We start from the raw sequence: 25067 nt of genomic DNA on the forward strand, positions 1-25067 counted from the left end.
CCTAGCGGATGTTCGGGTCGAAGGTGAAGATCACCAGCGTGCCCAGAAGGATGGTGAACACCGTGGCGGTGTACAGCAGGCCCTTGAGCCACAGACGCGTGTTGGGCCGCTCGGCGTAGTCGTTGATGACGGTACGCAGGCCGTTGGCGCCGTGCAGCATCGCCAGCCACAGCATCAGCAGGTCCCAGACCTGCCAGAACGGGTTCGCCCAGCGGCCCGCGACGAACGCGAAGCCGATCTTGGAGACACCGCCGTCCAGGACGAGCTGGATCAGCAGGTGGCCGATGACCAGGACGACGAGGACCACGCCCGAGAGGCGCATGAAGAGCCACGCGGCCATCTCGAAGTTGCCGCGGGTCGAACGCGGGGTCCGGCCCGTCCGCTTGCGCGGCGGCTCGATGTACGGCGCGGGGTTGTCGGGGCCGTAGGAGGCGCCTTCGACGGCGCCGATCGCGGAAGAGGTCTCAGCGGACATGTCTGGCGTCAGCTCCCGAACAGTTCACGTGCGGCGTGGCCGAGCACCGGGTAGATGGCACCGGCCATCAGGACGACCCAGATGCCCATCACGGTCCAGAGCATCTGCTTCTGGTAGCGAGGGCCCTTGGACCAGAAGTCCACGGCGATGACGCGAAGGCCGTTCAGCGCGTGGAAGAGGATGGCGGCCACCAGGCCGTACTCCAGCAGCGCGACGATCGGCGTCTTGTACGTCGCGACGACCTCGTCGTACGCCTCGGGGGAGACGCGGACGAGAGCGGTGTCCAGCACGTGTACGAACAGGAAGAAGAAGATGAGGACGCCGGTGACTCGATGAGCCACCCAGGACCACATACCTTCCCGGCCGCGGTACAGCGTTCCAGCCGGCACGGAAAAACCCTCCGGGAGCGGGGATTGGAGCCGGCCGCCAGCGTCCTACCAAGGTGACAGCTCTGTCGGTCTGGCCCGGCCGGGTACGGTCCACCGGCCCTCGCCATCGTAGCGACGACTTGTCGGATCCCTCGCCCGGGGTCCGGTGGTGTGATCAAACAGGCACGGACGGGCTATCGGGGCGGCCTCCGGGGCGGCCGTAATCGGGGTGTCCGGGATGATTGGCCACTACATGTGCCAGTCGGGCCCGGGCGAGCCGGCGGAGCTCGTCCGCCGCGACCACGCGCTCCTCGTCCGGATCGTTGGCGAGTCGCGAGCGGATCCCGGCGAGTACCTGGTCGGGCTGCTCGTCGGCCGGGCAGCCGTCCAGGCAGATGACGAAGGCGTGGCCGAAACTCGCCTCGTACGCGGCGTGGGCGGCGCGCAGGGCGGTGTGTGCCGCCGGCGGGGCGGTGGGGTGCAGCCCGGAAGAGGACTCCGCGGTCAGCGCCTCGTCCAGGTCGGCGGAGGCCAGGTCGTAGCTGGCCTCGTCGGCGGCGGCGAGGAGGGCGCCGAGGTCGGGGTAGGGGCGGTGGGCGGCGACCCGGCGGGCCCAGCGGCGGCTCCCGCAGCAGCTGAGGAGGGACGTGGTGGCGGCGGCCGCCGGGGCGGTGTTGAAGCGCTCCAGGCCGGGCAGGCGGCCCCCGGCGGCCTGGCGCGGCCCGGGGGCGGACGCCGGGGAGGCGGGCCCGGCGGGGGCCGGGATCCGCACGGCCGGGGGGAGCGTGGGCGGTCGCTGCGGGAGGCCGGTGTGCGATTCGCTGGACAGCGTGGGCTCCGGTGCGACTGGGAAGCGTGGGGTGGTTGAGCTGCAACGCTATCGAGGCGCGCCAGAAGGTGTCCGAAGGATGCGCGAATTTCACCCGGACGGGAGAGTTTCGGTGTGCACCGTGGACGGCCGTGGAGTAAATCACCCGATTAGGCTTTGTTCGTCATACTTCTTCATGAGGTGGAGGCTCTTTTCGTGATCTGGCACTTCCGGCGTGTGCGGCGCTCGGCCCCGGCCGTCGCGGCCGCCGTGGCCCTGTCGGCGGCCGTCTCCTGTTCCGCCGGCGGCTCCGCCGGTGCCGAGCGGGCCCAGGGGACTCCGAGGGCGGAGGCCGCTCCGACGCCGACGCCGACCCCCTCCCCGACGAAGACGTATCCGCTCTCGACCGCGCCCAGGACCATTCCCTCCGTGCGCGCCCACGAGGCCGCCCGCGGCCCCGGCTGGCGCCCGGTGGCGGGCAGTGCCGTCGTCGTCGCCAAGGGGAGCGAGGCGCTCGCCGACGAGGGACGGCTGCTGGCGGGGGAGCTGAAGACGGGCTTCCGCGACAGCGGGCCCGCCAGGGCGGGCGACATCGAGCTGGCGCTCGGCCCCGCCGGAGGGGGCGCGCCCGAGTCGTACACCCTCACCACGCGCGACGGCCGTGTCCGGATCACCGGTCCGGACGAGGCCGGCGTCTTCTACGGCACCCGCACCCTGAAGCAGGCCGTCCGTTCCGGCGGCGCGATGCCCGAGGGCGTCGTCCGCGACCGGCCCGACCGTCCCCAGCGCGGCCTGAACGTCGACATCGCGCGCAAGCACTTCACCCCCGGCTGGATCGAGGCGCGGCTGCGCGAGATGGCCGACCTGAAGCTCAACGTGCTCGGACTGCACTTCTCCGACGACCAGGGCTTCCGGATCGCCTCCGACAGCCATCCCGAGGTCGTCTCCCGGGAGCACCTCGGCAAGGCGGAGGTCCGCCGGATCCTCGCCCTCGCGCGGAGCCTCCACATCACCGTCGTGCCCGAGATCGACTCGCCCGGACACCTGGGCGCGGTCATGAAGGCGCACCCCCGGCTGCAGCTGCGCAATGTCAACGGGGTGCCCCGGCAGGGTGCCATCGACATCTCCGATCCGGAGTCCGCGCGGATCGTCGACGACCTGCTGCGCGAGTACGCCCAGCTCTTCCCCGGCCGCTGGTTCCACGTCGGCGCCGACGAGTACCAGGCCCTGACCGTGCGCGACCCGCAGGCGTCGTACCCGCAGCTCGCCCGGGCCGCCGAGCGGAAGTACGGACCGAACGCCACGGTGCAGGACCTGGCGACCGGCTGGCTGAACGACCGGGCCGCGGTGGTGCGCGCCGCGCAGAAGCAGCCCAAGGCCTGGAACGACGGCTTCTTCCGCGGCGGTGTCGTCTCGCCCGACAAGGACATCGAGGTCGAGTACTGGACGGGCAAGGAGAACGGCGCCCGGCCGCCGGCCGAGTACCTGGCGGAGGGCCGCAAGGTCGTCAACCTCAACGACGAGTACCTCTACTACGTGCTCGGCGAGCCCAACGAGTTCACGTACCCGACCGGCCGGCGCATCTACGAGCAGTGGACGCCGCTCGTGCTGCGCGGCACGACCCCCGTCCCCGAACGCTACTCGGGCCAGATCCTCGGCGGCCGCCTCGCCATCTGGGGCGACCTCGCCCGGGCGCAGACCCAGGACCAGGTGGCGGCGGGCATCCGCATGCCGCTGCGCGCGGTGTCCCAGAAGCTGTGGACCCCGGGGCGGCCCGCGCTCTCGTGGGCGGAGTTCAACGCGCTGGCGGACCGGCTCGGCTGAGGTTAGGGTCCGGAGACCGACCGCTCTCGTACGGTTGTTCGCCGCGCTGCCCTGGGGAGGGGCGCGCACCCGTCTCCGTGTCCCGTGGGGGGATCCCTTTCATGACGCATGCACCCATGCCCGTGCCCGTACCGCCCGTGCAGGCGGCGCCCGGCCGCGTGCTCCGCTCGCCCGTCGGGCTCTCGTACGCCGTCACCGCGCTGCTCGGTGTCGTCATCGTCGTCGATCTCCTGATCGTCGCGGCCTCGTTCACCATGCGCTCGTTCCTGAGCGGTGTCGTCACGGGCGCGGGCGACTTCGACGAGGACGAGGCGAGGCGCGCCGACTGGGCGATGGCCGGATCGAGTGTGCTGTACGTCGTCGCCCTGCTGGCCGCGGGCACGCTCTTCGTCATCTGGTTCCACCGGGTCCGGCAGAACGCGGAGGTCTTCGCGCCCGGCACCCAGCGCAGGACCCCGGGCTGGGCGATCGGCGCCTGGTTCATCCCGATCGCCCACCTGTGGATCCCGCGGGGCATCGCCGCCGATGTGCTGCGGGCGAGCGGCACCGACCCCCACGGCGGCGGGTCGGCCGGACGGGGCCTCCTCAATGCCTGGTGGGGCGCCTGGGTCTGGGCGGTGCTCTTCGACCGGTACGCGAGCAGGACGTACGACAAGGCCCAGGACGCCGACGCGATCCATCACGCGGCGGGTCTGGTGATGACCGGTGCCGTGTTCGACATGGTCGCCGCCGTCCTCGCCGTCCTCTTCGTCCGCAGGCTGACCGCGATGCAGCACGCCAAGGCCGTCGCGGGCCCGGCCGTGCCACAGGTTTGATACGCGGGCGAAACCGGATCATCCCGACAGTTCCCCGATCGGCGGGGTGACGATTTTCGGCCACTCGGCGCTGTAAGTGACGTACTGCGAACGCACAGTCGGGGAGGCGTCGATGGGCCTGGTGCAACTGATCGCGGAGGCGGACGAGCGGAGCCTGGCCGCGAGCGGCCTCGCGTGTCTGGATCGCTGCCAGCCCCTGCTCGACGAGGAGCCCGACGTGCTGCGCCCCCTGTGGGCGGGCATCGCCGAGGGCGAGGAGGGCTGGGCCGGCCAGCTGGCCGCCGCGAGGGCGGCACTCGACGAGACGCCCGTCGACGACGCGTCGAGCGACGCCTGGGCGCCGGTGCGGAAGATGATCGCGGCCGCCCCGTCCGAGTGGGCCACCGGGCCGCTCGGCGAATGGGCGACGGCGTGCTCCGCCCTGGCGCTCGAACTGCACCGGGAACTCGACCCGGTCGGAGGCGCCGGCGGTCCGCTCGTCACGGGCGAGGAGCGCCGCCAGATCCAGATCCTGGAGACCCTCGCGGCGAGTCCGGACGGCGCCGCGCTCCGCCGCGCCCTGGACCTCTCGACGGAGGGCCGGCGCGTGCTGCGCGCGGCCCTGTCCCGACGGGCGAGGTCCCAGGGCTGACCCGCGGCCGGGCCCGTACCAGGCCCTCGGCGGGCATGCCTGGGCCGTGCCCGGAACCGGCCGAGGCGGACGTGCCCGTGCCCGGCCTTCGGTGGGCGTGCCGGGGTGTCCGTGCCCGAACGGGCCGAGGCGGACGCGCCCGTGCCCGCTGCGACGGGGCGACGGGGTCGGTCTGCGCCCGCTGCCCGGGCCGATGGGGCGGGCTCGTACCCGACCCGGCCTCGGCGGACGCGCCCGTGCCCGCGGCCGGGCCGTTGGGGCCGGCCCGCGACTCCGCCTGCCGGCGGGCCGGCCCGTGCCCGCTATCCCGCCGACGTGGCCGGCTCGTCCTCGGGCGCGGTGAGTCCCAGCGGTCCGCCGCTCGCGACCACCTCCGGGCCGGCGAGGAGATCCGCGTAGCCGTCGCCGTCCAGGTCCTGCGCGGTCAGCGCCTCGGCGTCCGCGCCCACCGCGAGTGCGGGCGCGCCGGCCGTGCTCAGACCGACGGGCGAACCGTGGTATGTGACGATCCCCCGCGTGGTGGACACGGCCAGATCGTCGTACCCGTCGCCGTTCATGTCGCCCGAGGCGAGGGCGGACCCGCCGGCGCCCATCAGGACGGTCGGCGAGGCCGTACGGCGTCCGTGCTCGGGACCGCTCAGCACGACGAGCGGGGCGGCACCGTCCGGCGTGCGGTAGGCGACCGCCAGGTCCCGGTCGCCGTCCCCGTCGAAGTCGCCGCCGACGGAGTCCTGCTCCTCGGCGCCGTCCGGGACGACGGCCGCGGTCTCGGACCCGGGGTCCTGGGGCCAGGGCGCCCCGGCGGTCTCCGGATCGCCGGCCCCCGCCCCGTCGGCCCGGGCCGCGGACAGCCGGATCGCGGGCAGGTCGGCGTAGAGATGGCCGCCGGGGCACTCGGTCGGGTACGCGTCGCGGTGTCCCGGCAGCCGCGGGAGGGTGACGCGCTCCCCGCGCCGGAACCTGCCGTTGTCCACGGACGCCGTGATGGTCGTGCTTCCGCCGACGGCGAGCCCGTACAGGCCGAGTTTCCAGGAGGCGACCTTCGTGACGGCGTCGCGCACCGCGGGCGTGGTCGTGGCGGTGCTGTAGTCGCCGATCACCGAGACGCTGCTCGTGTCGACGTTGAAGCCGTACGTGTGCGCGCCCTGCACCGGGCGGTCGATGCCGCCGGCCCGGCCCTCGAAGATCCTTCCGCACTTGTCGACGAGGAAGTGGTAGCCGATGTCGTTCCAGCCCTGGCCCTCCACGTGGTACGTGAAGATGGCCCGGACGATCGCGGGCGAGTCGGCGCACCGGTACGTGTTCGAACCGGCGGTGTGGTGGACGAAGACCGCCTTGGTGGTGGAGTTGTACGTGGGCGGCCCGCCGACCTTGGACTCGTCCGCGCCCCAGCCCGCGCGCATGGTCATCGGCGGCGCGCCTGCCGGAGCCTCGGTGCGGGCGGCGGACGGGGGCGCCGGGGCGCCGCCCTGGGGGTCCACGAGTTCGACCCGCAGCCCACGCGGCAGCGCCTGTCCCTCGGCCCTCAGCTGAACGCCGTCCGACGGTCCGGTCCACAGCGGCCGGCTGCCCGCCCGCAGTCCCGCGGAGGCCTGGCCGGGGCCCGTCTCGGGTTTCCGTACGTCCATGTCGAGTTCGTGCCAGGACGACCACACACCCGTACGGCTGTCCCGGGTGCGGACCTCGACAGTGCCGCCGAGCTGTGCGTCCGGGTCGTCCCAGGTGACGCCGATCAGGCTGAACCGGGCGGTGGCGCGCGCCGGGAGCGCACGCTGCGTCGGGTCGGTGCCGGGCACGGACACGCTGTGGACCTCGCCGGCGCCGGGCGCGGCCGCCGAGTCCGGACCGTCCGCCGTGGAAGCGGGGGAACGGAGGGGGGAGGCCGACGGGGAGACGGGCGCCGAGGGCGGCGCGGCGGCCGTGAGGCCGGTGAGACAGACGGCGGCGGTGCACGCGGCCGCGAAGGCCACAGGGCGGCATCTCATGGGGCGGGAGCATAGGGAAGCAGCGGGCATATGGTGTGCAATGACGCTACGGCCGGGACGGTGACGCCCGTAATGAACGGGTGATTGACGGGCTGTCCGAAAATGATGGACCCGAACTCCCGTTCCCCGGTCATTGGTACGGTCCGGTCATGGCCGTTGATCACGTGTCCGGTGTGTCAGACGCATCAGACGAACCGACGAGAACGCCCGTCACCGCCGACGACGTGCAGCACGCCGTCCGGCTGGCGCTGACCACCCTGCGGGCCGGCCTCGGCGCCGACTGGGACGCCAGGGCGGGAGCCCTGGAGTGGACCTGCTGGGAGACCGTCGAGCATCTCGCCGACGACCTCTTCGCCTACGCCGCCCAGCTCGGCCCCGAGTCCCCGCCGCTCGACAACGATGTCCCCTTCGACTGGATCACGCGCCGGGACGGCGGACCGGCGAACGTCACCTTCGCCGACCGGGCCGCCGGTCCCAGGGGACTGCTCCAGATGCTCGACGCCTGCGGCGGCCTGCTCACGGCGATGGTCCGCACGGCTCCCGGGGAGGCACGGGCGTACCACACCTTCGGGACGTCCGACGCCGAGGGCTTCGCGGCCATGGGCGTGGTCGAGACCCTCGTCCACACCCACGACGTGGCCCAGGGCCTGGGCCTCACGTTCCCCTCCGGCGGGCCTCTGCGACCGGGTCCTCGTCCGCCTCTTCCCCTACGCACCGACGGACACGGACCGCTGGGACACCCTTCTGTGGGCGACGGGCCGTGGCGAACTGCCCGGCCGCAAGCGCCTGGAGTCCTGGCGGTGGCACGGGGCCACGCGGGACTGACGCGGACCGGAAGGCGAGCGGCCGGGACCCCTTTCTCCTCGGGTCCCGGCCGCTGCCGTTCGGCGGTGGCGCTGTGGTGTGGTCCGGTGTTACGGGGTGATGAGACGCCCGATGCCCAGGCCCGAGGGCGCGGCCAGGGTGTTGACGCCGTAGAAGACGCCGGAGGAGGGCACGACACCTGACGTGCTGCTGTTGTCGAGCTGGAGGATCGTGCCGTTGCCGGCGTCCGTCCCGTCCGCGCCGAGGGCGAGATCGGCACGGCCGTAGCCGGACAGGTCGGTCAGGCTCACGGCGGTGCCGAGGCGCTCGTTCGGCGCGGTCGTACCGGGGACACCGGCGGTGTCCAGGTGGTACGCGACCGAACCGGTGGCGGTCATGCCGGTGGCGGAGCCGCGGATCAGGAGGGCCTGGCCCGCGTTGGCCTGGTTGGCGCCGTCGCGCGTGAGGTCCTCGCCGGGCAGGCCGACGAGGACGTCGGCGTAACCGTCGAGGTTGACGTCTCCGACGGAGACCGAGGCGCCCATGGTGTCGCCGGACTCGTCGCTGTCGGGGATCCCGGTGCTGTTCTGGCTGAAGGTGGCACGGCCGTCCTTGGTCAGGCCCGTGGGCGAGCCGAGCACCTGGGCGACCGCGCCGCCCGTCGCGAGGTGGCCGGACTCCGTGGAGTTCGGCTGGCCGATCGCCAGGTCGTCGTAGCCGTCGCCGTTGATGTCGCCCACGGCGAGCGAGCGGCCGCCGCGCGGGTAGAGGACGCCGACCCGCTCCAGGCCGTTGGCCGTGCCCTTGAGCGCGAGGATCCTGCCCACACCCGACGAGTCGCGGTAGGTGATGGCGGCGTCGGCGTAGCCGTCGCCGTTGAAGTCGCCGCTTCCGGCGGAGGCGAAGGAGACCACCGAGGTGTTCGCGGTGTCGCTCAGCCAGCCGGCCTTGGTGGCGTAGGTGGGGTTCTTGGACTCGAACACCCACCAGCGGCCCGGCTTGCCCGGGGCCACCGACAGGACGTCCGCGGTGCCGTCGGCGTTGAAGTCGCCGACGGCAACGGCGGTGCCGAGCTTGTCACCGGTCACGCGGTAGGCGGGCGAGGTCATGTAGCTGACGCCGGAGGTGAGACCGGGGCCGTTGAGCACGGTCACCGAGCCGGTGTCGGTGTGCCCCGACTCGTCGTCCTCGCCGGGGGCGCCCACGACCAGGTCGGCGTAGCCGTCACCGTTGTAGTCGCCCCAGGAGGACGTGGTGCCGAACTGGTCGCCGCTCTCGTTGGCGCCGGGCACGTCTCCGCTGTTCTGGTCGATGGACGTGCGCACCGTGGTGCTCGGCCCGTCGGTGGTGCCGGGCAGAACGGTGACGCGGCCCGCGCTGCTCGCGTACTTGGGCAGACCCGCGACGAGGTCGGTGATGCCGTCCCGGTTGTGGTCGGCCGTCGGGATCGCGGAGTTGCGGCCGGGGCCGGCGGCGAAGTCCCGGATGGCGGGGAGCTTGGCGTACAGGTTCTTGCCGGGGCAGGCGGTCGCGAAGGCGTCGCGGTGCCCGGAGATCACCTTCATGGTGGCCTGCTGGCCGGTCGTGTACTTGCCCGTGTTGCCCTGCGCGGTCAGCGTGACGCTGCCCTGCGGGTCACCGCCGTACTGCCCCAGCTTCCAGGCCGCGACCCGGGCCGCCGACCGCAGCGCGGCCTTCGTCGGCTGTCCGGCGGGCTTGCCGGTCGCCGGGTCGCCCTCGAAGTCGCCGAGGACGGCGATGCCGGTGGAGTAGCTGTTGAAGCCGTAGGTGTGCGCGCCCTTGACCGGAAGGTCGGTACCGCCGCCGCGGCCCTCGAAGATCTGGCCGCACTTGTCGACCAGGAAGTTGTAGCCGAGGTCGTTCCAGTCCTCGGCGTTGATGTGGTACTCCATGATGCCGCGCACCAGGGCCGCGGACTCGGCGCAACTGTAGTTGTTGGCGCCGACGGTGTGGTGGATGAAGACCGCCTGGATCTTCTCGATGTACTCGGCGGGGTCCTCGACCAGCGACTCGTCGGCCCCCCACTGGGCGCGGCTGATGATCGACGGCTGCCTGACCGTCGACGGCAGCGCAGCCGGCTTGGTGGGCGTCGGCGTCGCGGTCTCGGTCGGCGTGCCGCTCTCGGTCGGCGCCGCCGTGTCGCTCGGCGTGGCGCTGTCCGCCGGGGACGCCGTACCGCCGGGGGCGGCGGTGTCCGTCGGCGTCGCGGTGTCCGTCGCGGTCGCGACGGGAGTCTCCTCCACGGCGAACGCCGCGTTGCCCATGTCCGTGTCCGCCGCGGGCGTGCTCAGCCCCGCGGCCGGAGCAGCGGGGTTCTTCGCCTCCGCCTTGCTCACGCCGGGGTCCACCATGTGCAGCTTCAGGCCCTTGGGGAGCGCCGCCCGGCCGTCCACGCGCACCTGCACGGCGTTGGAAGGGCCGACCCACAGCGGCTCGGACGCTCCGCGTCCGCCGTCGCTCTCGACCTCGTCCGGAGTGTCCGACTCCGCGAGGTCGACGGACTGCCAGCCGGACCACCGCCCGGTCTCGGCGCTGCGTGTCCGCACCTGCGCGACGATGCCCGCGACCTTCGCGGAGTCGTCGTCCCAGCCGATGCCGACCAGGGAGAACGGCTCCGTCGTCGTCGCCGGAAGGTTCCGGTCGGTGGCGTCGCCCTTGGCCAGCGCGAGTGAACGCAGCTCGGCGGCCCGCTCGTGCAGCCGCGGCGGCTGCGGCCTGTCCGACGGACTCGCCGTGGCCACGGTCACCACACCGGCACCACCCAGCACCACGGCGCCGAGCGTCAGCCACGCCCGGCGCTTCATGCTCAATGGTCGGTACGCATGTGACGTACGCGGACTCAAATGCCCCACCCCTCGGAGATCTACTCGCGGCTCATCCGTCTCATGGATGGCCTGGTTTACACAGCGATGGCGGATGCCGAACCGTCGCGACAATCGTCGGAAAGTGGCACAGGTCACAGCCCGGTTGTCGTGTCGTGCCCTCGCCGGTTGCGTGGTGCCGTCGCTGGTCGTGCGGTGTGCGGTGTGCGGTGTGCGGTGTGCGGTGTGCGGTGTGCGGTGCGCGGTGCGCGGTGTGCGGGCCCGCGTCGCGCGGCTCCGCGTCAGCCTTCGCCGGCTCCCGCGGCGGGGAGCTCGCCCGAACACGTCGCCCGCCCGAACTCGCCCACGGCCGTGGCGCGCTGTACGTGCTGCCCGCGGATGGCGAGCGTGCACGAGGCCCGGCCGCCCTTCTGGTCGAGGACGATGGCCACGCTCGGGGCCTTGCCCAGGGGGACCTCGACCGACTTCTTCCAGGGCAGGGTGACGTCCTTCTCGACCGTCGCCGTGCCGGACTCGCTGCGTGCGAGATACGCGATCTCGGCCGTGCCCGTCCCTGTGACCTCGTACGTCACTCCCGCCGTCGGGACGGCGCGGGGCTTCGGCTGCTCCTTCGCGTTGAGCACGCCGTAGCCGACGAGCCCGCCGCAGGCGAGCAGTACGGCCGCGGCGATCAGCAGGCCGCGCCGGTCGGGAGAGCCCTCCGTTGTCTCGGCCTCCGGCGCGGTGTTCTCGGCCGGCGCGTGTCCGGAGAGTTCGGCGAGTTCCTCCGCCGGTGTTTCCTCCGCCGGGGATTCCTTCTCCGGCGCCGTACGTTCCGGGAGTTCATTGGACGACATGAGTGACCGGCTTTCGGTGATTGGCTGACGTGGAACCGGGGGGTTATACACCATGCTGCCGATCCGGCGCGAGCGAGCGGATGAAGCGGGCGAACCGCCCCTCCTGTGTCCTGGTGATTGTCCAGGTATGTCAGCACAGTTGACAGGGCATCAGCTGCTTGATTAGAAATCCGCTGCGATCTCCGTAAAAAGAATGCAGCACCCCTTTTTCGCGGTTGCTTCGCCATGTTCGAAGCCGGGCGGAATTCTCCGCTCCGGCTCGTTCGGCGTGCCCATTTCGCATGCGGCGACCTGGGTTCGCCGATGCGGAAAGGTATTGAGGTGAAAGTTCCGTACAGGAGATATCTCTCCTGTCTAGTCGTCTCGGCGGTAGTGACCACGCTATTGCCGCAGATCGCCTACGCGGCCCCCGCATCACCGTCGAGCGACGACGACAAGGGCGTCATCGACACGATTGCGGGCTGGTTCTCCGACGACGAAGCAGGGGCGGACAAGCCCCCCGTCGGCGGGAAGCTGGAGATACCCAGTCGGCAGAAACTGCCGAAGGGCAAGGTGCTCCCGCAGGCGAAGCGGGTCAAGGAGCTGACGCAGCGGCGTACGCCGCAGGCGCGGTTCTGGCAGATGTCGGACGGGCGCATCGAGGCGGAGCTGTCGGCCTCGCCGGAGTCGTACCGGTCGGAGTCGGACGGCTCGTGGAAGCCGATCGACACGACGGTGACGGCGTCGAAGGCCAAGGGCTTCGCCTACGCCAACACGACGAACACGGGCCGCAGCTGGTTCGGTTCGGACGCGTCGAAGCTGGTGCGGTTCGAGACGGCCGCCGGCCAGGCAGTGACCCTGGGTCTGGAGGGTGCGGCCGAGGGCGTCGCGCCGACCGCCAAGGGCCACACGGTCATCTACAAGGATCTGGCCGCGGGCGCGGACGTCTCGTACGAGGTGGGCGCGGGCCGGGTGAAGGAGAACATCACCCTCGCCGAACGGCCCGCGAAGCCGGTGCGGTTCGTGTTCACGCTGGACGCGGGCGCGCTGGAGCCGAAGGAGCGGGGCGACGGGTCGATCGCCCTGTTCGGCGAGGATCCTGCCAACCCGGTGCTGGTGATCCCGCCGGCGTTCATGACGGACGCGAAGAAGGACAAGGCGTCCCCGTACGGCACGTCCTACAGCCCGAAGGTCTCGCAGGAGCTGTCCCGTCACGGCAAGCAGTGGCGGCTGACGGTGACGCCGGACGCGAAGTGGCTGGCGGCTCCGGAGCGGCGGTACCCGGTGGTGATCGACCCGACGATCACGATCGCGCCGTCACCGACGGAGTCGCAGGACGTGATGGTCCGCTCGGACGCGCCGACGACGAACTTCAACAGCACCTGGGACATGTCGGCGGGCAAGACCAGCAGCACGGGCATCGCCCGATCGCTGGTCAAGTTCCCGCTGGACGAGATCCCGGCCGGTTCGAAGATCGACACGGCGCAGCTGTCGCTGTACTTCGACCAGGTCCACACCTCGGGTTCGACGAACGTGGACGTGGAGGTCCGACGGGCCACGGGTGCGTGGGACGAGACCACGGCGAACTGGAACAACACCAGTGCGCTGGCGGGTGAGCAGTCCGCGACCACGGTCCTGATGGACGACGGTGACACGGGTACGGCCGCGGTCGGCGAGTGGCCGCGGGTCAGCGGCACGGGTCACGCGAGCGACTACGCGTACAACAAGAACACCGCGACCGGTGAGTCCTACACCTGGCAGCCGAACATCGTCGACGCCGCGGACTACAAGGTCGAGGTCCACACGCCGGTGCAGGCCGACGGCGCCACGGCCGCCCCGTACACGGTGACCTCGGCCGACCCGACCGCGAACTTCACGGTCAACCAGGCCACCGGCACGACCGGCTGGCGCCAGCTCGGCACCACGCAGTTCGACTTCGCCAAGGGCAACGCCGGCAAGATCGTCCTCGGCGACACGGGCGACTCGACCAAGCGGACCATCGCCGACGGCGTCCGACTGGTCAACCCCGCGCAGATCCGCAAGGACATCGGCGAGTACAACCAGTGGCACAACTTCCGGGTCGGCGACACCGTCCAGAAGTGGGTCTCGGGGACGGCGACGAACCACGGTTTCGTCGTCAAGGCCGTCGACGAGTCCGGCACCGCACCGCTCGGCGGTCCCCAGTACCAGGCCGGGGACTACGACTACGGCGGCGAGACGTCCACGATCCCGCGCCTGACGGTCACCTTCGGCAAGACCGGCACCTCGCTGAACTCGCCGACCGTCGTGCACGGCACCGGCCCCGAGCTGTCCTGGGCCGCGTACAACAACACCACCGGTGACGCGAACCTCGACATCGCCGAGTACCAGCTGCACCGCTCCACGCAGCAGGTCTTCACGCCCTCGGCCGCGACCCTGGTCGCGCCGATCGCCAAGACGCTCACCGCGTACACGGACACCACGGCCGTCCCGACGCCGGACTCCAGCAGTGAAGAGATCGGGAAGTCGTACTACTACCAGATAGCGGTCAAGACGGCCGACGGCCAGGTCCTCGGCTCGCCGACCCGCGTGGTCGGCATCCCGAAGGCCGGCCGCACCATGCGGCTCATCCAGGCGGGCGCGGGCGTCACGGACACCACCCTGTCCTCGCTCAAGCCGACGACGAACCTCAACACCATCGAGCAGGGCACCCTCGGCCAGGACTGGCTGACCGTCGGCAACAACTCCGCCACCTACGGCAAGACCCGCTCGGTGATCAAGTGGCCCACGACCACGATCCCCGCCACCGCCACGGTGCTGGAGAGCCGGGTCTTCCTGTGGTCCACGCTCACCGACCGCACCACCACCAGCAAGGCCCAGTACAACCTGCACGGGCTGACCAGGGACTTCACGGAGACCCAGGCCACCTGGAACAACGCGAACTCCACCACCGCGTGGACCAGCGCCGGCGGTGACCACTCCTCGGTCGTCTCCGACTACGTACCCGCCTTCAACACCGACCTCGGCCGCCACTGGTGGGACGCCACGTCCCTCACCCAGGGCTGGGTCAAGACGCCCAGCAGCAACAAGGGCACCCTGCTCAAGCTGAAGGACGAGACGACGGCCGGCCCGCAGGAGCGCTCCATCTTCCTGTCCGCCGCCGCGCCCGACCCGCAGCTGCGCCCGTTGCTGCGCGTGATCTACGTCGACTCCACGACGGAGGACACGTACCACGCGCCGACCACCCCGGCCCGGATGACCCCGAACTCGCAGTACACGGTCGAGTTCACGGTCACCAACACCACGTCCACGGCGTGGGCCGCGGGTGAGCGGGTGCTGTCGTACACCTGGAAGCTGCCCGACGGCACGGACGTCACCACCGGCGGCAACCAGCTCTCCACGGGGATCCCCGCCCTGCTGCCGGGCAAGTCGGCCACGATCCAGGCGCAGGTCAAGACCCCCATCAACTCCGATGAGGGCAACAAGCGAACCGAGTACGTGCTCGGCTGGGACGTCAAGAAGGTCGCCGACGGCACCTGGCTCTCCGCGGGCGCCGGCGGTATCCCGTCACTGAAGCAGAACGTGGCGGTGGAGGACCCGACCTCCAACACGCTGGGTCTGGAGAAGTACTACTCGTACACGGCCAAGAACACCGGTGCCGGCTCGACGGTCATGAACAACCTGGCCTCGGGCAACAGCGTCTGGTCGTACAACGCCGTCAACAACCCGGGCCGCGGGATCAACACCTTCGCCCGCGTCGCGTACAACTCGCTCGACACCTCGGACACGGTCCTCGGTCACGGCTGGTCGGCGCAGATCTCCGGCCCGACGCGCCTCGGCGCGCCGCTGGACTTCCACCCGAACCCCAACCCGACCGAGGTCAGGCTCCCGGACGGTGACGGCACCACGCATTCCTTCCGCTGGGACGCAACCAGCAGCGTGTGGAAGGCACCAGCCGGTGTCCACTACAAGCTGACGATGAAGGCGGGCCTGGACTGCAAGCCGACCAAGGACCCGGTCCCGGACGCCTGGATGCTCACGCGCCCGGACGGCACGCGTTTCCTGTTCGGCTGCGACGGATACATGACGTCTGCCGTCGACAACGACGGCAACACGCAGACGTACACGTACGAGGAGCGCAGGTCCAACAACAAGCCGACCAAGTTCCTCACGTACACCACCGATCCGGCCGGCCGTCAGAGCCTCACGGTCGAGTACTACAAGAAGGGTGACGTCACCTACGAGTACATCAACGACTCGGGCGTCAAGGTCAGCGGCACCAACCTGACCAACTCCAAGATCTACGACCACGTGAAGTCCATGACGGACATCTCGGGCCGGAAGATCTCCTTCTACTACACCGACAAGGGCCTGCTCGGTCAGATCGGGGACGGCGAGACGGCCTCCCAGCCCAAGGTGTTCAAGTTCACCTACGACGCCACGCAGGGGAACAAGAACGTCAAGCTGGTCAAGGCCACCGACCCGCGCGGCAACAACACGCAGCTCGCGTATTACGCGCCGCAGGCAGGCGACGACCCGAAGTACCACTGGTGGACCAAGACGATCACCGACCGTCTGAACCACGACACCGGCTTCGCGTACAAGGCGAACACGGCGAACACCAATTTCACCGACACCAAGGTGACGGACGCCGAGAGCCACGCCACGGACTATGTGACGGACGACTTCTTCCGTCCGGTCCAGACCACCGATGCCAAGTCCCAGACCAGCAGGATGAGCTGGGACGCGGACAACAACGTCGTCTACATGGAGCAGGCGAACGGCGCCAAGGCGGCGTTCTGCTACGACTCCAAGACGGGCTACCCGCTGCGTCAGTGGGACGCCGAGGTCACCAGGTCGTGGTCGTCGTTCAACCCGACCGACTACTGCAACCCGGCCACGTACCCGGCCAACGCGACGAAGTTCGAATACCAGACGCGCCTCGACGGGTACTCCGCCGACCTGTGGCGCAAGACCAGCCCGCTGGGCAATGTCTGGGAGTTCGGCTACGACCAGTTCGGTAACCAGACGTCGGTCACCGACCCGGAGGGTGTCGCCTCGGCGACGGTGGGCGACTACCAGTCGACCACCACGTACGACGCCTACGGCCAACCCCTGACGGATACCGACGCCAACGGTCACACCACCACCTACGCGGACTACGGCCCGCACGGCTACCCGGCGACGATCAAGGACGCCCTGAACAACCCCACGACCTTCGTCTACGACGTGCGCGGCAACACCAGGGAGGTCATCAACGCCAAGGGCGCCAAGGTCTCCCAGAACTACGACTACTTCGGCCGCCCGCTGGAGCAGGTGTCGCCCAAGGCCCCCGGTGTCTCCATCACCACCCCGGCCCCGGTCTACGACGCCAACAACAACACGCTGAAGGCGTTCGGGCCGAACGGCGCCGAGACCTCCTCGGTGTACGACGCCGCGGACCAGGTCACCGACTCCCTCGCCCCGAAGGACGAGGCGACCGACCCCGAGCGGCGCACGACCACCACGTACGACAAGGTCGGCAACGTCAAGACCGTCACCGAGCCGAAGGGCAACCTGACGCCGACGGTCGGCGACTACACCACGTCGTACACGTACGACGTGGTCTACCAGCCGGTGGCGGTGCAGAACGCCAAGGGCGACACGGTCTCCAGCACGTACGACAGCGTCGGCAATGTGATCACGGTCGTCGACCCGAAGAAGAACGCCACTGCGGACGCCACGGACTTCACCTCGAAGTTCGAGTACGACCTGAACCACCGGGTCGTGAAGACGACGGACGCGGCCGGCAAGTTCACCACTGTCCACTACGACCTCGACGGCCGCACCGACAAGGCGACGGACGCCGAGGGCAACACCAGCGAGACGAGCTTCGACCGGCGTGGCCTGACCAAGGAGGTCAAGGTCCCGTACTCGAAGGACGGCTCGGGTGTCATCACGTATCGCACGACCCGGTTCGAGTACGACGAGGTCGGCAACAAGACGAAGGAGATCAGTCCGCGCGGCGTCGAGACGACGACCGACACCACCGACTACACGTCCGAGACGATCTACGACGAGCTGAACCGGGTCAAGGAGACGCTGTCCCCGTTCAAGCAGGGCGACGCCAACTACGGCAGCCCGGACCGGACGGTCTACTCGTACGACTCGGTCGGACAGCTGTCCGAGGTCTCTGCCCCGCCGTCGCAGGGCCAGACGGTCCGTAACACGACCAAGTACGAGTACTACGACAACGGCTGGACCAAGTCGGCCACGGACCCCTTCGACATCACCACGGCGTACGACTACAACGCGCTGGGTCAGCAGACCAAGAACACGCTGACCTCGGCCGGTGGCTCGTCGCAGCGGACGATGACGTGGGACTTCTACCCGTCCGGCAACCAGAAGGCCCGCTCCGACGACGGGGTTCCGGTCGGGAAGCAGGTCGTGGTCGTCGACTCGACGGACATCCACAACACCGCCACACAGGGCAACTGGGACGCCTCCCAGGCGCTCGGCCAGTGGGGATACGACGTCCGCACAAACCCGAAGGGCACGGGTGCGGACACCTTCGCCTGGCAGCTGAACATTCCGCAGGACGGTACGTACGAGGTCTTCGTCCGGCACGGTGACGTGACAGGCGCGGCAACGGACGCCCCGTTCAAGATCACCCACTCGGCCGGGGAGACCACCCGGACCGTCAACCAGTCGACGGGATCGGGCACCTGGGTCTCGCTGGGTTCGTACGCCTTCACGGAGTCGGGCACCCAGAAGGTGACACTGACCGATGCCGCCAACGGCACAGTCGTCGCCGATGGCATCAAGCTCGTCCGTGCCAACACGGGCGAGACCGACGACGAGAAGAAGGACTTCACCTACAAGTACGACGCCAACGGGCTGCTGTCGGAGGTCAAGGACCTCTCGCCGGGCGCGAAGGCCGACGCGTACGCAATGACCTACGACGAGCTCAACCAGCTCTCGAAGGTGGAAGAGAGTCTGGGCAGCACGGTCAAGAACACGACCTCGCTGACCTACGACGTCAACGGCAACCCGCTGGAGACCACGCACGACGTGACGTGGTCGAAGGCGGAGTACGACGTCCGTGACGTGATCAACAAGATCACGAACGCGGACACGCCGACAGCGGGCAACCAGCAGATCACCACCTTCACCTACACCGACCGCGGTCAGCCGCTGAAGCAGACGAAGCCGAACGGGAACACCGTCGACTACACGTACTGGCTCAACGGCGCGGTCAAGTCGCAGGTGGAGAAGAAGAGCGGCGGCACGGTCGTCGCCTCGCACGACCTGGAGTACGACCCGAACGGGAACCGCTCCAAGGACACGTCCAAGGTCATGAACGCCGACAATGCGGCGGACTACCTGGACACCGTCTCAACGTTCGCCTACGACCCGCAGGACCGCATCTCCACGGTCACCAAGACCGGCGACGCGGCGGGCACGGAGACGTACAAGTACGACGGCAACTCCAACATCGTCGAGCAGACGGTGGGCACCGTTACGTCGACGTCGACGTACGACCGCAACCGCCTGCTGAAGACGTCTGCGGGCGGTGTCGCGTCCACGTACAACTACGACCCGCTGGGCCGCCTGGACACGGTGTCCTCGAACGGGTCGGTGCAGGAGAAGTACACGTACGACGGCTTCGACCGGATCGCCAGGCACACGGCGGGTACGGGCGCGTCTGCGAAGACGACGACGTACGTGTACGACGCGTTCGACCGCACGGCGCAGGAGACCACATCCGGGACGAAGGGGAAGACGACACTCTTCACGTACCTGGGCATGGAGTCGAAGGTGCTGCGGGAGGAGGTCGCCGGCAAGGCGACCAAGTCCTACCAGTACTCGCCGTGGGGCCAGAAGCTCACCCAGATCAAGCACAACACCGACCTGACGAAGGAGTACTCGCAGTTCCTCTACCACCCGAAGGGTGACGTGGAGGCGATCACGAAGGACGACGGCAACACCCGGGCGACGTACGGCTACTCGGCGTACGGCTCCGACGACGAGAAGCAGTTCACCGGCGCGGACAAGCCTGACGCTGCGAACCCGGACAAGGAGCAGTACAACGACTACCGCTACAACGCGGCACGTCACGACGACGGCTCCGGCACCTACGACATGGGCTTCCGCAACTACGACCCGGGTCTGAACCGGTTCCTGACGCGTGACATGTACGGCGGCGCCCTGGACGACATGTCCCTGGCGATGGACCCGTACACGGGCAACCGCTACGCCTTCGCCGGCGGCAACCCCATCTCCTTCGTGGAGCTGGACGGCCATCTCTTCGGCATTGACATCTCCCTCTCGGACGTGGGCCACGCGGCCCTGGACGTCGCGGGCATGGTGCCGGTGATCGGCGAGGCCGCGGATGTGGCCAACGGCATCTGGTACGCGGCCGAGGGCAATTACGAGGACGCAGCGCTGTCGATGGCGGCGGCGATCCCGGGAATCGGCGCGGCGGCGACCGCGGCCAAGTACGCGAAGAAGGGCGCGAAGGCTGCGGACGCCGTCAAGGGCGGCAACAAGGCGTCCAATGCCAAGCCAAAGCACAAGAAGCCCCAGGACGAGACGAAGGCGAAGCCCAAGTCCAAGCCCAAGCACAAGAAGGAGTCCCAGCCGAAGGACGGCGGGAGGAGTGCTTGTAAGAAGCCTGCGACGCAGAACAGCTTCGTACCTGGCACCAAGGTGCTGATGGCCGACGGGTCCACGAAGAACATCGAGGACCTCAAGGAGGGCGAGTACGTCCTGGCCGCCGACCCGGAGACCGGGGACCTGCAGGCCCGCAAGGTGACCGACACCATCAACGGTGATGGTCTCAAGCGCCTGGTGACTCTCACCATCGACCCCGATGGCAGGGAGGGCGGCGCCAAACCCACCACCGTCACCGCGACGGACGAGCACCCCTTCTGGCTGCCTGACTTCGGCACGTGGGCCGATGCGGGTGAACTCGAGGCCGGCATGTGGCTCCAGACGGCTGGCGGCACCTGGGCCCAGGTGACAGCAGTGGACGAGGAGCACCGCACGCAGCGCGTCCACAACATCACCGTCGAAGGCCAGCACACGTACTATGTGATGGCTGGCAATGCGCCGGTTCTGGTGCACAATGCCAAGAAGAAGGACCGGAGCGATCCCGAAGACGTCTGTCCGATCGGTCCCTACGCGGCTGAATCCATTCCGGCGAAGAGCAAGTCGCAGAAGTTCGACGAATCTCCGGGCGGGGAAAGGGACCAGATCAACGAGATCGGAAGCCGATTCGGGTGCCACACCTGCGGAATCATCTTCCCCTTCGGTTCGAAGAAGGGGTACGTTCCCGACCATCAGCCCATCAGTTCCTGGGTGCCGGACGGATTTCCGCAGCGGCTCTATCCGCAGTGCCTCAAGTGCAGCAGAGAACAAGCGGGATGGGCGAGGCAGTTGGCGCCCATCATGAGGCCGATCTACGAGCGTATCGCCAAGGAACTCGGATACTAGGAGGAAGGTGCGCCATGAACCTCGCATGGATTGAGTCGGAAGGCGGGCCTGTGATCGTCGTGGAGGAATCGCTGAGGCGCCTCTGGGGTGGATACACGAATTCCGACTACGGCAACGCCTGTGAGGTCGAAGGCTACACCGGGCTGGTGCCGTTCGGAGAGCCGTCGGCGCCATGCCTGGCGTTGGCGATCAACGATATTCCCGCTCCGACAACCTACATGGAGGAGTTCCGGGCCATTGTTCAGTGGATCGCGGCTCCCAGTGACTCTCGACTTGTCGAGGTCGTGCGTGAGGGTATCGACTTCGTGAACGAGTGGGAGGACGGATCGATCGTGCAAGTGAACGGCCGACTGGCCGTTCTCGACGCCGCACTGCCCGGGACGGAAGCCCGCGCGGATGAACTTCTATTGGTGGACGTCGAGCCCGCGGTCTATCGACTGAGGACCGCGGACATCGAGTCGGACACTGGTACCTGCGTGCGAGTCCACAAACTCGATCGGTTGATCGAGTGAGTCGAATGTCGTGGCGGTTCATCGGTGCCGATCGGGACCGTTAGCGTCACGGCGACGGAACGGGAAGCCCCGCCGGTCTCCGGCGGGGCTTCCCGCTGTCCGTGGCTGTTTCCGGTGGATTGACGCAGCGGGGCAACGGCAGGTTCGTACCCGACAAGGACAGGACGTCTTCTTCTCGGCCGGCCGTGCTCTCGCCGTCGGGATCGAGGCTCACGGCGACCGCGGCCCGCGGCCGATCGTGGACCTCGCCAACGAACTCCTCGCCCTCTGGGCCGTCCCCGGACCGGTCGGACGATCCTCGAAGGCGACCTCGGTCCCGTGGCGTGAGGCCGGGCGCGGCGACGGCCGGTGCGCCGGGCGGCGGCGTTGCCGGTCCCCGCCCGGAATGTCCGGCGCCTGGTTCCCGGCGGAGCCGGTGCTGTATAACCGGTCCGCTTCGCGGCGCTTTCCGCCGCGACGTCTCGACGAGCCGAAGGTGTTCGCGTGCTGGATGACCTCGTTGATCTGCTGGGGCCGGAGGCTCCCGGGCCTGTGCCCGTCGACTGGGGCGGGGTCGAGTCATGGCTCGGCGTCACCCTGCCCGCCGACTACAAGGCCCTCGCGTCATCGTACGGCCCGCTCGACATCGGTGACTTCGTGTGGATGCACACCCCATGCGTGCAGGAGGGCCGCTTCGACTACGGCTCCTGGCTGAAGTCGACCCACCGGAGCTGCCGTATCGCTTCCAGGGGCGCTCCGTCGCACGCGCCGCCCGTCTTCTGGCCGGAGCCGGGCGGGCTGCTCGCCTTCGGGGACACCCGGGCGACGAGTTGTCTCTTCTGGGACACCTCAGCGTCCGACGACCCCGAGGCGTGGCCGGTCGTCATCTTCCACAAGGACGCGGTGTACCGGGGCGTGAACCCATGGCACGGCTACGGGATGCCGCTGGCGGAGACCCTCACGAGGTTGATACGGACGGGCCTGCCGCTCCCCGGCGGAGGGACGCTCGGACCGCTGCCCGCCACGATGCGGCGTACGGCCTTCCTCTTGGAGGCACGGCCCTGGACGCCGCCGAGCGGACGTGAGGACGCCGAGACGCGGGCGCGTCGCCGCGCTGCGCTCACCGAGGGCGAGGGCCTGGAGGCGCTGCGGATCCTGTTGCCGCCACCCCGTGAGCCGTTCCTCGGCGATGCCGACTGGGCCTGGGTGCAGGAGCGGCTGGGGACGCGGCTGCCCGCCGAGTACGTGACGCTGATGGAGACGTACGGCGGCAGCGAGTGGCTGGGCTGGCTGCGACTGGCCGCGCCGCGGGACACCGGGCAATCCGGGCTGGTGGCCGAGCAGTGGTACCGCGATGCCTACCGTGAACTGAGGGAGGGCCACCCCGAGTACCACCCCCTGCCCGTCTGGCCGGAGAAGGGCGGCTTCCTGCCCTTCGCCTCGACCCTCGACGGCGACGGCATCTGCTGGCTGACGGACGGAGACGACCCCGACGACTGGCCGCTGATCGTGATCCCCCGCCATGCGGACCAGGGCGGGCCGCTTCCGACGGGACTGACGGAGACGCTGCTGGAGTGGCTGCGGGGGCGGTTCCGGTGGGAGGGCTTTCCCGGGTACGACGTGGACGACGACCCGTTGGAGTTCATCAGGCTGGAGAGCCACGGCGGAGTTGTGCGCTGAGGAGACCGAGAACCGGGCCCAGCAGACCGATGGCCGAGCCCGCGCGAAGCTCTCCACGTGGGTGGCGGCCGAGTGTCCGACCCGGTGGGTATGGTGGGCAGTCTGTTCGAGGTGGGGCGGAGGGGTCCGTTCAGTGGCTGTGGTCGCTGCTGGGCGGCAGTGCCGGCGGGGGTGTCGTGCAGGGTTTCCATGGCGCCTTTGTGCGGTCGACCCGGCAGCCGGACCACAGATGAAGAGGGAAGTGTGGAGGCGTACGAGGGGGAGCTCGGCGTCGTCGTCGCGCGTGCTCAGGAGGGGGACGAGGACGCGTTCGCCCGGGTGTACCGGTTGGTGCAACCAGGGCTGCTCGGCTACCTCCGGGGGCTCGTCGGCGAGGACGCCGAGGACGTGGCCTCCGACGCCTGGCTGGAGATAGCCCGCGATCTGGGTCGCTTCCGCGGGGACGGCGCGGGTTTCCGGGGCTGGACCGCGACGATCGCCCGCCACAGGGCGCTGGACCATCTGCGCAAGCAGCGCCGGCGGCCGCAGACATCGCTGCTGGAGCAGGACGTACTCGAACTTCCGGACCGGCGGGACACGGCCGACGCCGCCCTGGAGACCGTCTCCACCGAGCAGGCGCTGGAACTGATCGGGAGCCTGCCGCAGGACCAGGCCGAGGCCGTGCTGCTGCGGGTCGTCGTCGGACTGGACGGCCCCGCGGCGGCCCGGGTGCTGGGCAAGCGCCCCGGCGCTGTACGGTCCGCGGCGCACCGCGGGCTGAGGAGACTGGCCGAGCGACTGGCCCACACACGAACGCGACCGCGTGCCTGAAAGACGAGACGAAATGACACCGGAACGGGACGAATGGGAAGAGCCCCGCACCCCTGAGCTGAACGCGCTGCTCGAAGCGGCACGTCGTCCCGGTGTGTCCGATCCGTCCGCGCAGGAGCAGGCGCTCGCCGCGTTTCGTACGGCGCGCGACGCGGGGCTGCACGCCGCGCCCGTGCCGTGGTGGCGCAGGCGGGCCCGCGACGACTGGCGGCCGGCGGCCGAACGGCGCCGTCGCCGACTGCTGGTCAGAGGTCTGATCGCGGGGCTCGTCATGGGGGCGCTGGGCGGGGCGGCCGTCGCCGCGGGCAACGGTGCGCTCCCGATTCCCTCGCCGTTCGGCGGGAGTGAGAAGCCCGCCCGGGACGAGCCGCAGCCCGTGCAGCCCCGTCCCACGGAAAGGACGCGAACGGAGTCGGGAACACCGGAAGCCTCGATCACGCCCTCCCCGACGCCCGGAAGCGGGGCGACCGGGCTCGCGAAGAGCAAGCCCAGCGGCATGCCACCCGCGGCCGAGGACGCGCTGTGCCGCGTCTATCTGGATGCGCTGGACCGCCAGGGCGAACCACCGCGAGGTGAAGCGACGGCACGTCTGGAGGCGCAGGCCGGCGGGCCGGAGGCCCTACGGGCCAGGTGCGAGGAGAAGTTGGCCGCCGCCGGGCAGCCCCGGCCCGCCGGCCCGAACGACACTTCCGGGGCCGGTCCTGTGGTCAGTCCGGAGGCTGGGAAGCCGCCCAAGGAGCGTGAGGCGGGGAAGCCGGCCGACCGCCCGAGGTGACTCAGGCGGTACGGGGAGGGTCCTGGCGCGCGGTTACGCCTTGACGGTGGTGACGCACGCGGCCCAGGCGCTCGCGGGGACCACGAGTACGGGGCCGTCCGGCAGCTGTGGGGGGTTTCCAGGCCCCGGAGTCGCCGTTCTACGACTCGACGCACACCGTGGAGGGTGCGGACCTCCCGCTCACCGGGTCCGGCGAGCGCGGCAGCGAACACCTCGTCGACCACCCGACCCGGTACGCCAAGGCCCTCGTCATCGACTTCAACCGGCGGTCTGCCGTCCCGGGCCGCGGCGCCGGGACCTTCCTGCACGTCAACGGCAAGGGTGCGACGGCCGGGTGCGTCTCGGTGCCGAGGGGGACCACGGACCGGATCACGGGATGGATCAGGCCGTCGGCGCATCCGCGCATCGCGATCGGCCGACCCGTCGGCCGCCCGGCCGCCGTCGCTGCCGCGAGATCGCCACCAGACGCCTGAGTGCCGTACATGGTTGT

14 protein-coding genes and 2 pseudogenes are annotated in these 25067 nt (G+C 70.0%); 10 read left to right on the forward strand and 6 right to left on the reverse strand.

What is annotated here, in order from left to right:
* Position 1: 1 nt before the first annotated feature.
* The 3 genes from QRN89_RS21450 to QRN89_RS21460 form a co-directional block, all read right to left on the reverse strand.
* A complete protein-coding gene (locus QRN89_RS21450; protein ID WP_138053551.1) occupies positions 2-475 on the reverse strand; it encodes a succinate dehydrogenase hydrophobic membrane anchor subunit in 474 nt (157 codons plus the stop codon).
* Between the two features lie 8 nt (positions 476-483).
* Entirely contained in the window at positions 484-864 is a 381-nt protein-coding gene (gene sdhC / locus QRN89_RS21455) for a succinate dehydrogenase, cytochrome b556 subunit (RefSeq protein WP_290351000.1), read from the reverse strand.
* 154 nt (positions 865-1018) lie between these two features.
* Positions 1019-1615: a 2-oxo-4-hydroxy-4-carboxy-5-ureidoimidazoline decarboxylase gene (locus tag QRN89_RS21460; protein ID WP_290351001.1), complete on the reverse strand. Its 597-nt coding sequence runs from the start codon at positions 1613-1615 to the stop codon at positions 1019-1021.
* 273 nt (positions 1616-1888) lie between these two features.
* Here QRN89_RS21460 and QRN89_RS21465 point away from each other — a divergent pair, with 273 nt between their 5' ends.
* The 3 genes from QRN89_RS21465 to QRN89_RS21475 all read left to right on the forward strand — a co-directional run bounded on the left by QRN89_RS21465 (position 1889) and on the right by QRN89_RS21475 (position 4921).
* Positions 1889-3475 (forward strand): beta-N-acetylhexosaminidase, encoded by a 1587-nt coding sequence (locus QRN89_RS21465; RefSeq protein WP_290353805.1) that lies wholly within the window; start codon positions 1889-1891, stop codon positions 3473-3475.
* Between the two features lie 101 nt (positions 3476-3576).
* Positions 3577-4290, forward strand: a complete 714-nt coding sequence (locus QRN89_RS21470) for a DUF4328 domain-containing protein (protein ID WP_290351002.1) — start codon at positions 3577-3579, stop codon at positions 4288-4290.
* 112 nt (positions 4291-4402) lie between these two features.
* The gene (locus QRN89_RS21475; protein WP_290351003.1) at positions 4403-4921 is read left to right on the forward strand and encodes a hypothetical protein; all 519 of its coding nucleotides are present in this window, start codon (positions 4403-4405) and stop codon (positions 4919-4921) included.
* 302 nt (positions 4922-5223) lie between these two features.
* Here the strand turns inward: QRN89_RS21475 and QRN89_RS21480 are convergent, their stop codons facing one another.
* Positions 5224-6906, reverse strand: coding sequence for an FG-GAP-like repeat-containing protein (locus QRN89_RS21480; RefSeq protein ID WP_290351004.1), 1683 nt, complete (start codon positions 6904-6906; stop codon positions 5224-5226).
* A 224-nt stretch (positions 6907-7130) separates the two neighbouring features.
* Between QRN89_RS21480 and QRN89_RS21485 the strand changes: the two are divergent.
* Positions 7131-7731, forward strand: a pseudogene (locus QRN89_RS21485) (maleylpyruvate isomerase N-terminal domain-containing protein).
* An 89-nt stretch (positions 7732-7820) separates the two neighbouring features.
* On the opposite strand, the gene QRN89_RS21490 reads toward QRN89_RS21485, so the two are convergent.
* Both QRN89_RS21490 and QRN89_RS21495 read right to left on the reverse strand, forming a co-directional pair.
* Positions 7821-10535 (reverse strand): FG-GAP-like repeat-containing protein, encoded by a 2715-nt coding sequence (locus QRN89_RS21490; protein ID WP_290351005.1) that lies wholly within the window; start codon positions 10533-10535, stop codon positions 7821-7823.
* A 299-nt stretch (positions 10536-10834) separates the two neighbouring features.
* Complete coding sequence (locus QRN89_RS21495; RefSeq protein WP_290351006.1) at positions 10835-11389, reverse strand: hypothetical protein; 555 nt, start codon at positions 11387-11389, stop codon at positions 10835-10837.
* A 303-nt stretch (positions 11390-11692) separates the two neighbouring features.
* Between QRN89_RS21495 and QRN89_RS21500 the strand changes: the two genes are divergently transcribed.
* The 6 genes and pseudogenes from QRN89_RS21500 to QRN89_RS21525 form a co-directional block, all read left to right on the forward strand.
* A complete protein-coding gene (locus QRN89_RS21500; protein WP_290353806.1) occupies positions 11693-20821 on the forward strand; it encodes a golvesin C-terminal-like domain-containing protein in 9129 nt (3042 codons plus the stop codon).
* Positions 20822-20835: 14 nt separating this feature from the next.
* On the forward strand, positions 20836-21333 hold the full coding sequence (locus QRN89_RS21505; RefSeq protein ID WP_290351007.1) for an Imm21 family immunity protein: 498 nt from the start codon (positions 20836-20838) through the stop codon (positions 21331-21333).
* A gap of 483 nt (positions 21334-21816) precedes the next feature.
* A complete protein-coding gene (locus tag QRN89_RS21510) occupies positions 21817-22992 on the forward strand; it encodes an SMI1/KNR4 family protein (RefSeq protein ID WP_290351008.1) in 1176 nt (391 codons plus the stop codon).
* 243 nt (positions 22993-23235) lie between these two features.
* A complete protein-coding gene (locus QRN89_RS21515) occupies positions 23236-23802 on the forward strand; it encodes an RNA polymerase sigma factor (protein ID WP_290351009.1) in 567 nt (188 codons plus the stop codon).
* 13 nt (positions 23803-23815) lie between these two features.
* Positions 23816-24577, forward strand: coding sequence for a hypothetical protein (locus QRN89_RS21520; RefSeq protein ID WP_290351010.1), 762 nt, complete (start codon positions 23816-23818; stop codon positions 24575-24577).
* A gap of 125 nt (positions 24578-24702) precedes the next feature.
* Positions 24703-25050, forward strand: a pseudogene (locus QRN89_RS21525) (hypothetical protein); the annotation flags it as partial.
* Positions 25051-25067 lie beyond the last annotated feature (17 nt).

It is taken from the genome of Streptomyces sp. HUAS CB01 (assembly GCF_030406905.1).
Taxonomy (GTDB): Bacteria; Actinomycetota; Actinomycetes; order Streptomycetales; family Streptomycetaceae; genus Streptomyces; species Streptomyces chengbuensis.

Excerpts from the sequence above, each read along its gene's own strand:
- QRN89_RS21520 (WP_290351010.1), top strand. The coding sequence starts at position 23,816 with ATGACACCGGAACGGGACGAATGGGAAGAGCCCCGCACCCCTGAGCTG.
- QRN89_RS21495 (WP_290351006.1), bottom strand. The coding sequence starts at position 11,389 with ATGTCGTCCAATGAACTCCCGGAACGTACGGCGCCGGAGAAGGAATCC.
- QRN89_RS21490 (WP_290351005.1), bottom strand. The coding sequence starts at position 10,535 with ATGAAGCGCCGGGCGTGGCTGACGCTCGGCGCCGTGGTGCTGGGTGGT.
- QRN89_RS21500 (WP_290353806.1), top strand. The coding sequence starts at position 11,693 with ATGCGGAAAGGTATTGAGGTGAAAGTTCCGTACAGGAGATATCTCTCC.
- QRN89_RS21470 (WP_290351002.1), top strand. The coding sequence starts at position 3,577 with ATGACGCATGCACCCATGCCCGTGCCCGTACCGCCCGTGCAGGCGGCG.
- QRN89_RS21480 (WP_290351004.1), bottom strand. The coding sequence starts at position 6,906 with ATGAGATGCCGCCCTGTGGCCTTCGCGGCCGCGTGCACCGCCGCCGTC.
- QRN89_RS21450 (WP_138053551.1), bottom strand. The coding sequence starts at position 475 with ATGTCCGCTGAGACCTCTTCCGCGATCGGCGCCGTCGAAGGCGCCTCC.
- QRN89_RS21505 (WP_290351007.1), top strand. The coding sequence starts at position 20,836 with ATGAACCTCGCATGGATTGAGTCGGAAGGCGGGCCTGTGATCGTCGTG.
- QRN89_RS21475 (WP_290351003.1), top strand. The coding sequence starts at position 4,403 with ATGGGCCTGGTGCAACTGATCGCGGAGGCGGACGAGCGGAGCCTGGCC.